At 42.8% G+C, this 13,338-nt stretch carries 12 protein-coding genes; all 12 read left to right on the forward strand.

Features of this window, described 5'->3' with window-relative positions; all coding sequences use genetic code 11:
- Positions 1-8 precede the first annotated feature (8 nt).
- Positions 9-809 (forward strand): aminodeoxychorismate lyase, encoded by an 801-nt coding sequence (gene pabC, locus LP316_RS10790; protein WP_193021097.1) that lies wholly within the window; start codon positions 9-11, stop codon positions 807-809.
- Between the two features lies 1 nt (position 810).
- A complete protein-coding gene (mltG, locus tag LP316_RS10795; RefSeq protein WP_193021099.1) occupies positions 811-1,815 on the forward strand; it encodes an endolytic transglycosylase MltG in 1,005 nt (334 codons plus the stop codon).
- A gap of 21 nt (positions 1,816-1,836) precedes the next feature.
- On the forward strand, positions 1,837-2,469 hold the full coding sequence (gene tmk, locus LP316_RS10800) for a dTMP kinase (RefSeq protein WP_193021101.1): 633 nt from the start codon (positions 1,837-1,839) through the stop codon (positions 2,467-2,469).
- 10 nt (positions 2,470-2,479) lie between these two features.
- Positions 2,480-3,418 (forward strand): hypothetical protein, encoded by a 939-nt coding sequence (locus tag LP316_RS10805; RefSeq protein ID WP_193021103.1) that lies wholly within the window; start codon positions 2,480-2,482, stop codon positions 3,416-3,418.
- A gap of 26 nt (positions 3,419-3,444) precedes the next feature.
- Positions 3,445-3,771: a PilZ domain-containing protein gene (locus LP316_RS10810; protein ID WP_193021105.1), complete on the forward strand. Its 327-nt coding sequence runs from the start codon at positions 3,445-3,447 to the stop codon at positions 3,769-3,771.
- A 10-nt stretch (positions 3,772-3,781) separates the two neighbouring features.
- Positions 3,782-4,546 (forward strand): TatD family hydrolase, encoded by a 765-nt coding sequence (locus LP316_RS10815; protein WP_193021107.1) that lies wholly within the window; start codon positions 3,782-3,784, stop codon positions 4,544-4,546.
- A gap of 370 nt (positions 4,547-4,916) precedes the next feature.
- On the forward strand, positions 4,917-6,146 hold the full coding sequence (locus LP316_RS10820) for a nucleoside recognition domain-containing protein (RefSeq protein ID WP_226960725.1): 1,230 nt from the start codon (positions 4,917-4,919) through the stop codon (positions 6,144-6,146).
- Between the two features lie 156 nt (positions 6,147-6,302).
- A complete protein-coding gene (locus tag LP316_RS10825) occupies positions 6,303-7,025 on the forward strand; it encodes a GntR family transcriptional regulator (RefSeq protein WP_193021109.1) in 723 nt (240 codons plus the stop codon).
- A gap of 9 nt (positions 7,026-7,034) precedes the next feature.
- Complete coding sequence (prpB, locus tag LP316_RS10830) at positions 7,035-7,925, forward strand: methylisocitrate lyase (RefSeq protein WP_193021111.1); 891 nt, start codon at positions 7,035-7,037, stop codon at positions 7,923-7,925.
- Positions 7,926-8,070: 145 nt separating this feature from the next.
- Positions 8,071-9,201 (forward strand): 2-methylcitrate synthase, encoded by a 1,131-nt coding sequence (gene prpC, locus LP316_RS10835; RefSeq protein WP_226960726.1) that lies wholly within the window; start codon positions 8,071-8,073, stop codon positions 9,199-9,201.
- 162 nt (positions 9,202-9,363) lie between these two features.
- Positions 9,364-11,967, forward strand: coding sequence for a Fe/S-dependent 2-methylisocitrate dehydratase AcnD (acnD, locus tag LP316_RS10840; RefSeq protein ID WP_193021114.1), 2,604 nt, complete (start codon positions 9,364-9,366; stop codon positions 11,965-11,967).
- Between the two features lie 142 nt (positions 11,968-12,109).
- Positions 12,110-13,288 (forward strand): 2-methylaconitate cis-trans isomerase PrpF, encoded by a 1,179-nt coding sequence (gene prpF, locus LP316_RS10845; RefSeq protein ID WP_193021116.1) that lies wholly within the window; start codon positions 12,110-12,112, stop codon positions 13,286-13,288.
- The last annotated feature ends 50 nt before the right edge of the window (positions 13,289-13,338 follow it).

Raw genomic sequence — 13,338 nt, forward strand, 5'->3', positions numbered from 1 at the left:
TGTTTTACATGTTATTTTGCTCAATTAATGGTCAACCGACTCATCAATTACCTATCAGTGACCGTACAATACACTATGGTGATGGTATCTTTACCACCGCCAAGATAGGTAATGGTCAAATAGTTTGGCTTGAGCAACACCTTGAACGCTTAAAACAAGCGTCAAAGGTGCTTGCAATAGAGGGGGTTGATTGGCAAGCACTTAAAAGTGAGATGATAACTATTGCAAAAGATTATTCGATTGCCGTATTAAAAGTGATTATATCAGCAGGCCATGATAGCAAAGCCTATGCTCGGGCAGATAATTGCCGAGCAAATACCATTATTCTCGTCAATGCTTTTCCTATGCACTATGAAAAATGGCAACAGCGAGGGATCAGGCTTGGTATTGCTGAAACGCGGCTAGGGATCAACTCAACACTTGCCGGTATTAAACACCTCAACAGGTTAGAACAAGTATTGTTAAAAAATGAGCATCAACAACGCGATTTTGATTACTTAATTGCTTTGAATGAAGTTGGTCATGTTATCGAATCAACGAGTAGTAATTTGTTTGTATTAATTGGAAAAACTTGGCATACACCTAAATTATCGCAATCTGGCGTTGATGGTTTGGCGAGGCAAAAGTTAATCAGTGCCTTTGATAAGATTGTTGTTGGCACAGTTTCAGTCGAAGATCTTCACGAGGCAAAAGCTATGTTACTGACAAACTGTTTGATGCCAGCGATACCTGTAGTCCAATTTCAAGATGTTTTGTTGCCAATAGAGCCGTGTGTACCTTTAATTTCTTATCTCAACGAAGCCTCTTAGTATGAAAAGATTATTTTTAGCGGTTATTGCGCTAGCCTTAATTGGCCTATTTATTGCCATTGGTAGTTATTATTACGCTTATCAGCAAATCAATCAGCCGATGTTACTCGAATCTGAAGAGCTCTTTGAAGTTAAGCAAGGGCAGACAGTGCGCCAAGTCGCGAAATCATTTGAACGTCAAGGCTGGGTAAATAGTCATTTTTGGCTCAAGTTATACACCAAGTTCAACAGTTCGCTGTCGCAGGTAAAAGAGGGGGTTTATCTTATTAAACCGCAGCAATCTCTTTACCAAGCGCTTGAGATGATTGTCGCAAATCAAGAACATCAATTTAGTGTCACCTTTATTGAGGGTTCGACATACGCACAATGGTTAAAGGTATTGGCAAATGCCGAATACCTTGAACATACTCTTACAAACCAAGAATCAACACTCGTTTTAACACGATTAAATATTGAAGCTGAACATCCTGAAGGACTATTTTTCCCTGATACTTATGCTTATACCGCGGGTACTAAAGATATCGAGATCTTAAAACGCGCTTTTGACAAAATGGATAGTTATTTACAGCAAGCCTGGCGAGAAAGAGCTGATTTGTTACCCTATGAAACGCCTTATCATGCCTTGATTATGGCGTCTATCATTGAAAAAGAGACCGGCCAACGCTCAGAGCAACCACTGATAGCGTCGGTCTTTGTTAACCGCTTATATAAAAAAATGCGCCTGCAAACCGATCCTACGGTGATTTACGGGTTAGGTGATAGTTATCAGGGTGATATTACCCGCGCACACTTGAAGCAAAAAATAAGGTACAATACCTACCGAATAAATGGTTTGCCGCCAACGCCAATTGCGATGCCTGGTAAATCAGCAATTGATGCCGCATTGCATCCAGAAAGCTCTGATTATTATTATTTTGTAAGTAAAGGCAATGGCTGGCATCAGTTTTCTAAAACACTAAAAGAGCACAACAAAGCCGTTGCTAAATATCAATTGGGCCAAGAGTAGGCTGTTAGGTAATATAGAAGTATGTCATTAGGAAAGTTTATTGTTATTGAGGGGCTTGAAGGCGCCGGTAAATCATCAGCGATTAGCGTTGTCGAGCAAGCATTGCAACAAGCTAACATTGCTTTTGAAAAAACCCGTGAGCCGGGTGGCACAGTCTTGGCTGAAAAACTAAGGGAGCTCGTTAAGTCTGCTGATCATAACGAAATAGTCACCCAAGAAACAGAATTATTATTGATGTACGCCGCGCGAAGTCAATTGCTCGTTAATAAAATTTTACCGTGTTTAGAAAAAGGCTTGTGGGTCATTGGCGATCGCCACGATTTATCATCTCGGGCTTATCAAGGCGGAGGTCGTCAAATACCTGATGATGTGATGGACGCGATCGCTGGTGCAACCTTAAAAGGCTTCAAGCCCGATTTAACCCTATACCTTGATATAGCCCCTAAAATTGGTCTTGAGCGAGCAAGAGCTCGTGGTGAACTTGATCGAATAGAGCTTGAAGCATTATCGTTTTTTGAGCGAACACGAGAAAAGTATTTAGCGCTCGCAAAGTGCGACGACAATATCGTGATAGTCGATGCAAGTGCGCCTATGGCTGATGTGCACGCAGCGATCAGCCATCACGTTAGCAACTTTATTAGCAATATCAAGTAAGGCATAACCCATGGATTGGCTAATTGAGCATCAACAGCAACTATCACACCAGATTGAGCAAGGCAAATTGCCTCACGCCATTTTGCTTTGTGGTGTTCAAGGTTCGGGCAAATCAAAATTAGCCCAGTGGCTAACGGGAGTTGTATCTTGTTTAGCTCCCTCAAAAGATCACTATGGGGTATTTAATCCGTGTCAATGTTGTAAACACTGTTTGCTCATCAATGGCCAAACTTACCCAGATATTGAGCAGTTAACACCAGAGAATGATAGTCACAAAGTCGATGCCATTCGCGCGGCTTGTCAGTTTTTGCAAAAAACGCCACAACTTGGCAATAAGCAAGTCGTGGTTATTGAACAAGCCGATAAAATGAATGCCGCCTCTAGTAACGCGTTACTAAAAACCCTAGAGGAACCAAGCGCTAGCTCGATGTTGCTACTTTTAACTGACAACAAGTCACAGTTGTTAGAAACGGTGATTAGCCGTTGCCAAACTATCGATATCAAACCATTTGTTGGCCAAAAATTAGCGCAAATATATCAACTTAACAGCCAAGATCCTTATTTGAATATTAGTCATCTCAAGCAGTTTTCAACTAAAGAATCTATTGCGTTAACTGAGCAGCTGCAAAACCACTTTCTATTGTTTCTTGCCGGTGAGTACTCATTGATGGCAATGGCTAAAGATTTAAATGAAACTGATGAATCGCTAGCCATTATTTATCAGCTCGTGGCTAAATTAATTCGTCAAGCAAATGGTTGGTATGAGCCTAACCAATGCAGCGAATATCAACAAGTAAAAGCCTATGCTTCACCGGCTTCATTGTTGGCGATAAACACGTTATTATTAAAGACAATTGGCCTTAATCATCAAGTGCAAACGAATCGCGCATTACAAACTGAGAAGTGTTTAGTTTCAGTGCAACAACTGCTCAACAACAATAAAAATTAGGGGCTGACATGCAAAAGGAGTACCTCATGGAGAATATGCTTTTAGAATATCCTTCTGAGCGAGAGTTATATTTATCTTACATGCCATTTTTGAAAAATGGTGGTGTGTTTGTTCGTACAACTGAATTATTAGAACTTGGTACACAGGTTAAATTAGACGTAACCCTGCCGGATGCGCTCGAGTCGTCAGAGGTGATCGGCAAAGTGTGCTGGGTGACACCGCCAGGTGCGCAAAATGGGACACCTGCAGGTTTAGGCGTTGCATTTGAAGAAGATCCCGATAATATTCGCGGCCAAATAGAAAAAGCGATTGGGCGTTTGTTAAACAGCTCAGATCCAACCTTATCAATGTAGTGGAGAACTCGTGTTTATTGACTCTCATTGTCATCTTGATCGACTAGATTTAGCTGAATTTGATCAAAACTTAAACCAAGTCGTAGAAAACGCCAAACAAGCCAGTGTTGAAGAATTATTGTGTGTCAGTGTTACTTTAGATGAATTTCCTCAAATGGTTGAGAAAACACGACCATTTTCGAATGTTTGGCTTTCTTGTGGAGCCCATCCATTGAATCAAGATGAAATGATCGATGCGGATAATCTTTATCAGCTTGCCAAAACGCCAAAAGTGGTGGCCATTGGTGAAACTGGCTTAGATTACTTCTACGCGCCCGAAACTAAAGTTGTTCAACAAGACTCCTTTGTTAAGCACATTCAAGTAGCCAATAAAATAAACAAGCCATTGATCATTCATACCCGTGATGCCCAACAAGATACCTTAGCGATTATGCGCAGTGAAAATGCCGCGCAATGCGGTGGTATTTTACATTGTTTTACCGAAACATGGGACATGGCTAAGCAAGCAATCGATATGGGCTTTTACATTTCATTTTCAGGTATTGTTACTTTTAAAAACGCCTCTGCATTGCGTGAAGTGGCAAAGCAGGTACCTGACGATCGGATATTGATTGAAACCGATGCGCCTTATTTAGCGCCTGTTCCGCATCGCGGTAAGCAAAATCAACCTGCTTATGTGGTGGAAGTGGCAAAACACTTGGCAAGTATTCGAGGTCAGAGTGTCGAGCACATAGCTAAAATCACCACCGATAACTTTAGAAACTTATTGTTTTAATTCATCGGGCGTTAGATAAAAAATGGCCCGAAACGAGTCCTGTTTCGGGCTAGGGGAATGGCTCATGACGAGCCTTGCGCTAATTAACTTGCTCTATCAAGCTTGTACAAAAACTAATCGATCACAGCGAGTGATAACTTAAGTGTAGTGTAAATATAAAAATACGCTAATTTAATTTTAAAATTTATAAGTTATTGATACTAAAGTGTTTGTTCTTGTTTTTGCAATGGGTTGTGCTCAGGATTTGCACGGGCTAAAAACAGGTTATACACAGGCTTATCAACGGTTGGCGAAGGCTTTATTAGGCTAGATTGGCATCTATGTTTGGCCTATGTCATGATGAATAAAAATAATAAAAAGTGAAGATATCGTGTTAAACATTATTTGGTCAGGCTTTTTCTTTATCGCGCTCTTTGCTGCCTGTATTCAATATTTCTTTCTAGGTAATCATTTAATCTTTGAACAAGTGATTGCCAGTATCTTTGATATGTCAAAATTAACCGTCGATATTGCGATAGGTTTGGTGGGTATTTTGAGTTTTTGGCTTGGTATGATGAAAATTGCCGAACGCGCAGGCCTGATCAACAAACTCGCGCACTTTATTTCGCCACTATTTATTAAATTAATGCCGGAAGTACCCAGAGGACACCCCGCGATTGGCTCCATGACCATGAATTTGTCCGCTAACTTTCTCGGTTTAGATAACGCAGCAACACCACTGGGTTTAAAAGCGATGCAAGATCTGCAAACCTTAAACCCAAAACAAGATACCGCAACTAATGCGCAAATTCTGTTTTTAGTGCTTAACACTTCGTCGGTGACATTATTTCCAATCGCAGTATTTATGTACCGAGCGCAACAAGGCGCAAGCGATCCAACGGATGTTTTCTTACCCATATTACTGGCTACGTTTTGCTCGACAATGGCGGGATTAATTAGCGTAGCTTGGATCCAGAAAATTAATTTATTACAACGCACGGTTGTTTTATACCTCAGTGGTGCGGTAGCGATTATCGGCGCGTTAATCCTTTATTTCATGCAGTTGTCAGCTGAGGCACTCGCTCAGCAATCGTCTCTGTTAGGCAATGGCCTAATCTTTTTAACGTTAGTGCTTTTTGTCTTAGTTGGCTTGCGTAAAAAAGTTGATGTATACGAAACCTTTATAGAAGGCGCAAAAGAGGGATTTTCTATTTCAATCAAATTGATCCCGTACTTGCTAGCGATGTTGTGCGCAATTGGCATGTTGCGCTCAAGTGGCGCTTTGGGCTTGATTGTCGACAGTTTTCGTTTTGTCGTCGCAAATTTGGGGTTTGATACTCGCTTTGCCGATGCTTTACCTACCGCGATTATTAAGCCGCTCAGCGGCTCTGGCGCTCGCGCAATGATGATCGAAACCATGAACAATCATGGCGCAGATTCGTTTGCGGGTCGCTTAGCATCAATTATGCAAGGCTCAACAGAAACCACTTTTTACGTATTAGCTGTCTACTTTGGCTCTGTTGGTATAAAGTATTCTCGTCACGCTTTAACCTGCGGTTTAATTGCCGATTTTTCCGGAATGATGGCCGCTATCAGCGTCTGTTATTGGTTCTTTGGCTAACAATCATTACCAAAACCAAACTGCTTGATTAACATTTTCTCTCTATTTGACTGAATTTTAAACATTGTCGACAATTTTTGTCTCTATCAGTTGACGCTTTCGATTTATACGCTATTATTAGTTCACCTGTTTAAATGTGTCGACAATCTACATTTGATGAATAATCCGACAAAGCAACAAGCCATCACCACAACTGACCGCATTTTTGAGCAAATGCAAACAGCGATCGTCGAAGGTGAAATTCCCGCCGGCAGTAAGATCAGTGAGCCTGAATTATCAAGAAAATATCAGGTTAGCCGTTCAACCTTGCGTGAGGCGCTTAATCGTTTAGAAAAATGTCACTTAATAGAACGAAAAGCCAATGTTGGCTCTCGAGTCGTTGAATGTACAGTACAAGGCTTACTTGAGATCTATATTGTGCGAGAAGCTTTAGAGGGGATGGCGTGTCGCCAAGCCGCGCAAAATATGACAGATGAAGAAATTCATCAAATGAAAGCGATCCTTGAAAAACACGCACAAGCGAAAGACTTGCAAGATGGGGTTGCTTACTACCAAGAAGAGGGTGACCTCGATTTTCATTATAAAGTCATTTTAGGTTCACATAATAACGAGCTAATTAATATATTGTGTGGCCAGCTTTATCACTTGGTTAGAATGTATCGTTGCCAATTTGGCATGAATAGCCCGCGTGCAACAATGGCTTTTGACGAACATTCGCGGATCATTGAGGCGATCGCCGAGCGCGATGGCGAATTAGCAGAAATGCTAATGCGGCGACATATTGCGGCATCGAGAAAGAATATCGAAAAGAAGATTGCTCAAAAACAAGCTGAGCAACAACAAAATAATACAACACAACAAGTTGAACAAAGACAATAAGGACTGCTTATGACAGCGCAACTTTCACCCGGTGCTAAATTTCGTTTAGCACTACAAAACAACAAACCTTTGCAGGTTGTCGGCACAATTAACGCTTATTGTGCAATGATGGCAGAGCAAATTGGTCATCAAGCCATATACTTATCAGGTGGTGGGGTTGCAAATGCATCTTACGGTTTACCTGATTTAGGTATGACGTCGCTTAATGATGTAATTGCCGATGTGCAACGTATTACATCAGCTTCAAGTTTGCCGTTATTAGTTGATATCGATACGGGTTGGGGTGGTGCTTTTAACATTGCCAAAACAATTCGCGATATGGAAAAAGCGGGTGCAGCAGCTGTTCATATTGAAGATCAGGTTGCTCAAAAGCGTTGTGGTCACCGCCCTAACAAAGAAATTGTTTCCACCGAAGAAATGGTTGATCGCATAAAAGCGGCAGTCGATGCACGTACAGATAAAGACTTCTTTATCATGGCACGTACAGATGCTTTCGCTCAAGAAGGCTTAGAAAAAGCATTAGAGCGTGCAAAAGCCTATGTTGCAGCAGGTGCTGACGGTATTTTCGCGGAAGCGGTGAAAACTGAAGAGCATTATCGCGCTTTCTCAGAGGCGCTTGACGTTCCTATCCTCGCTAACATAACTGAATTTGGTCAAACCGAGTTGTGGAATAAAGATCAGCTAGGCGAGTGGGGCTGTGGCATGGTGCTTTACCCATTATCAGCATTTCGCGCGATGAACAAAGCAGCTGAGTCGGTATATCGTACATTGTTACGCGACGGTGACCAAAAAGCAGAAATCGATAATATGCAAACGCGTATGGAGCTATACGATTACTTAGGTTACCACGATTACGAGCAAAAATTAGATTCGTTATTTGCTCAAGGCAAAAATAAGTAATGACGTTTTCATAAGGGGTCAGAGTCAAATGACTCTGACCCCATAAAATAAATAGCGTTTTTGTAACAGTTAAGTCTGTTGTCATCCCCGCGTAAGCGGGGATCTAAAACTAATTAAAAGAAAGATAAAATTTGAGGAAAGTATTATGGTTGATAAGAAATTAGGCGGTGCCGGTCTGCGTGGCCAAAGTGCGGGTGAAACCGCTTTATGTACAGTGGGTAAAACAGGTTCAGGTTTAACTTATCGTGGTTACGACATTAAAGATTTAGCAGCAAACGCACAGTTTGAAGAGGTTGCTTACTTATTACTTTACGGCAAGTTACCAACGCAAGCAGAGTTAGATGCCTACAAGGCTCGTTTAAAAGGTATGCGTAAATTGCCTGATGCGTTAAAAATCGTTTTAGAGCAAATCCCAGCAAGCGCACACCCAATGGATGTCATGCGCACGGGTTGTTCAATGTTAGGTAACCTAGAAACGGAAGCTACCGACTTTTCTGATCAGTTAGAGCATATCGATCGCATGCTAGCTACATTCCCTGGTATCGTTAACTACTGGTACAACTTTAGCCATAACGGTATTCGTGTTGAAACAGAAACGGATGCAGATTCAATTGCTGAGCAGTTCTTGTGGACACTGCACAACAAAAAGCCAGAGCCATTACACGTTGACGTTATGCACGCCTCATTAGTACTGTACGCCGAGCATGAGTTTAATGCGTCAACATTCGCTGGCCGTGTTTGCGCATCAACGTTATCTGATATTCACTCGGTAGTTACTGCAGCAATTGGCACACTACGCGGTCCATTGCACGGTGGTGCTAATGAAGCGGCGATGGATATGATTGAACAGTGGCAAACACCTGATGAAGCTGAAGAAGCGATGTTAGGTATGTTAGCGAGAAAAGAGAAGATCATGGGCTTTGGTCACGCGGTATACAGCGAATCTGACCCGCGCAATGCCATTATCAAAGAGTGGTCGAAAAAATTATCTGAGCAAGTAGGTGACACTCACCTATATGCTGTTTCTGAGCGTTGTGAAGCGGTAATGTGGCGCGAGAAAAAGCTATTCTGTAATGCCGACTTTTTCCATGCTTCAGCCTATAACTTTATGGGTATTCCAACTAAGTTGTTCACGCCAATTTTCGTTTGTTCACGTGTTTCAGGTTGGACAGCGCATGCGATGGAGCAACGTGCAAATAACCGTATTATTCGTCCTTCTGCAGATTACACTGGCCCTGAAGCATTAGACTTTGTCGCTATTGAAGATCGCGCGTAATAGACAGTAACTCGAGATTCCGGCCTGCGCCGGAATGACGCGGTTGTTATTTTTGCCTACGCCGGAATGACTCGGATGTTGTCTCGGCCGACGTCGAAATGACTTAGTAGTTATTCCGGTAATAGTTGGCAATTCATTAAATTAAATATCTGTAGGTAAATTATGAACTACGATTATCGCAAGCCGCTTCCTGGCGCAAATATCGATTTCTTCGATACTCGCGAAGCTTGTGAAGCCATTAAACCCGGCGCTTACGCCAAACTACCTTATACCTCACGCGTATTAGCAGAGCAGTTAGTGCGCAAATCTGATCCAGAGCAGCTAACTGCTGCTTTAGCGCAAATTTTAAATAATAAACGCGATTTAGACTTTCCTTGGTATCCTGCGCGTGTTGTTTGTCATGATATTCTTGGTCAAACAGCGCTAGTTGATTTAGCCGGTTTGCGCGATGCCATTGCTGAGCAAGGTGGCGATCCTTCAAAAGTAAATCCTGTTGTCCCGACCCAGCTAATCGTTGATCACTCACTCGCCGTAGAAGCACCGGGTTTTGATCCCGATGCCTTTGAAAAAAACCGTGCGATTGAAGACAGACGTAATGAAGATCGCTTCCATTTTATCGAGTGGACAAAAACCGCGTTTAAGAATGTTGATGTTATTCCTGCGGGCAACGGCATCATGCATCAAATTAACTTAGAAAAAATGTCGCCAGTTATTCAAAATCGCGACGGTGTAGCATTCCCTGATACCTGTGTGGGTACAGACTCTCATACACCTCATGTTGATGCACTTGGCGTAATCGCTATTGGTGTTGGTGGCTTAGAAGCTGAAACCGTTATGCTTGGTCGCCCATCAATGATGCGTTTACCGGATATCGTTGGTGTTAAATTAGTCGGTCAACGTCAGCCGGGTATTACAGCAACAGATATTGTCTTAGCGATCACTGAGTTTTTACGCAATGAAAAAGTTGTTGGTGCGTATTTAGAGTTCTTTGGTGAAGGTGCAAGCTCGTTATCAATTGGTGATAGAGCGACTATTTCTAACATGACACCGGAATATGGCGCCTCAGCAGGTATGTTCTACATTGACGAACAAACTATTGACTACCTAAAAATTACCGGCCGTGAACCAGAGCAAGTTGAACTGGTTGAAACGTATGCTAAACACACTGGTTTATGGGCTGACGATTTAGCAACAGCCGAGTACGAGCGCGTATTAACGTTTGATTTATCAACGGTTGGTCGCAACATGGCTGGCCCATCTAACCCGCATCGCCGTTTACCAACATCAGATTTAGCAGCACGTGAAATTGCTAAAGATCTAGATAAAGCAAAAGCGCAAGAAGCTGACGGTTTAATGCCTGATGGTGCGTGTATTATTGCGGCCATTACTTCCTGTACGAATACATCAAACCCACGTAACGTCGTGGCTGCTGGTTTAGTTGCAAAACGTGCGAACGAATTAGGCCTTGTGCGTAAACCTTGGGTTAAAACTTCATTCGCGCCGGGCTCTAAGGTTGCCAAACTTTACCTAGAAGAAGCAGGGCTGTTGCCTGAACTTGAAAAATTAGGTTTTGGTATTGTTGCGTATGCATGTACTACCTGTAATGGGATGTCAGGCGCGTTAGATCCGAAGATCCAACAAGAAATCATCGACCGCGATTTATACGCAACAGCGGTACTTTCTGGTAACCGTAACTTCGATGGTCGTATTCATCCATACGCCAAGCAAGCGTTTTTAGCATCACCGCCGTTGGTTGTTGCCTATGCTATCGCCGGTACAATGCGTTTTGATATTGAACAAGATGCATTAGGTTATGATGAAAATAATAACCCGATCACCTTAAAAGATATTTGGCCATCAGATGAAGAAATTGATGCCATTGTTGCTTCGTCAGTTAAACCTGAGCAATTTAAGAAAATCTACACGCCAATGTTTGATTTAGGCGCTTTCGAACCTGCTGAAAGCCCGTTATATGACTGGCGCGAAATGTCGACGTATATTCGCCGTCCGCCATATTGGGAAGGTGCTTTAGCGGGTGAACGCACGATGAAAGGCATGCGTCCGTTAGCTGTATTAGGTGACAACATTACAACCGATCACTTATCACCGTCTAATGCAATTCTATTAGATAGTGCGGCCGGTGCTTATCTGCACAAAATGGGTTTACCAGAAGAAGATTTTAACTCGTATGCAACGCACCGTGGCGATCACTTAACGGCCCAACGTGCAACATTTGCTAACCCTAAACTGTTTAATGAAATGGTGTTAGATGAAAACGGCGAAGTAAAGCAAGGATCATTAGCTAGAATCGAGCCAGAAGGCGTTGAATCACGTATGTGGGAAGCGATTGAAACATACATGGAGCGCAAGCAGCCATTGTGTATTATCGCAGGTGCCGACTATGGTCAGGGCTCAAGCCGAGACTGGGCCGCAAAAGGTGTTCGTCTAGCTGGCGTTGAAACCATTGTTGCTGAAGGTTTTGAACGTATACACCGCACCAATTTAATTGGTATGGGGGTATTACCTTTACAGTTTATAAATGGTGAAACGCGTAAAACATACAACATTGATGGCACTGAAACGTTTGATGTAGTTGGTGAAACGTCACCAGGTGGCGAAATGAGCGTGGTAATGACCCGCAAAAATGGTGAGCAAGTGACCATTCCGGTTAAGTGTCGTTTAGATACAGCGGAAGAAGTCGTTGTTCACGCAGCTGGTGGTGTATTACAAAAGTTCGCCCAAGACTTCTTGGAATCGAACGCATAACTACTACTGTCATGCCGCACTTGTTGCGGCATCTCCTTTAATCATCTCTTGGTGTTACATTAAGGAGATTCTCGCCTTCGGGCGAATGACGGATTCTATTTATTATTCCGCACATGTTGCGGAATGTTTTAAGGAGAGGGCAATGGCTCATGTACCTCAAATAAAAGTACCGGCAACTTATATCCGCGGTGGCACATCGAAAGGGGTTTTCTTTAATCTGACTGATTTGCCAGAGCGTTGTCAGGTTGCTGGTGAAGCACGCGATAATTTACTATTGCGTGTGATTGGTTCACCTGATCCATACGGTAAGCAAACCGACGGTATGGGTGGCGCGACATCGAGCACCAGTAAAACGGTCATTTTGTCAAAGTCAGCAAAACCAGATCACGATGTCGATTATTTATTTGGCCAAGTCGCCATCGATAAAGCTTTTGTCGATTGGTCTGGCAACTGTGGCAATTTAACCGCAGCTGTAGGCTCATTTGCGATCTACTCAGGTTTAGTTGATGCAGAGCGTATTCCAGAGAACGGCGTGTGCACTGTTAGAATTTGGCAGGCAAATATCAAGAAAACTATCATTGCTCAGGTGCCTATTACAAATGGCGAAGTACAAGAAACCGGTGATTTTGAGCTTGATGGCGTTACGTTTCCAGCGGCAGAAGTGCCAGTTGAATTTATTGCGCCTGTTGATCCCACAGAAGCGATGTTCCCAACAGGCAATGTTGTTGATACATTAGAAGTCCCAGGTGTTGGCAGTTTAACTGCGACTATGATCACCGCAGGTATTCCAACTATTTTCTTAAACGCTGAGGAAATTGGTTATACCGGCACAGAATTGCAAGACGATATCAATTCAAGCGCTGAAAAGTTAGCCTTTTTTGAAAATATTCGCGCCCATGGTGCATTGAAAATGGGGTTAATTGAAAAGCTTGAAGATGCGCAAACTAGGCAACACACACCAAAAGTAGCCTTTGTCTCAAAAGCGGCAAGTTATATTGCATCAAGTGGTAAGCAAATTGACGAAAATGCCATTGATTTAAATGTTCGCGCGTTATCTATGGGAAAACTCCATCACGCAATGATGGGGACAGCCGCCGTTGCCATTGGCACAGCAGCAGCAATTCCGGGTACTACAGTCAACCTTGCTGCCGGTGGAGGTGAGCGCAATGCTGTAACTTTTGGTCATCCATCTGGTACCCTGAAAGTGGGCGCTCAAGCCAGTTGCCAAGACGGTAATTGGATTGTCGAAAAAGCAATTATGAGCCGTAGCGCTCGTATCTTAATGGAAGGTTTCGTTCGCGTCCCTAGCGATAGCTTTTAAGTAAACGACTATGGAGATACAGTTGTTATAACTGCTATCTCCTTATTGCC

The sequence above is a fragment of the Thalassotalea sp. LPB0316 genome, from assembly GCF_014898095.1.
Classification (GTDB): domain Bacteria; phylum Pseudomonadota; class Gammaproteobacteria; order Enterobacterales; family Alteromonadaceae; genus Thalassotalea_G.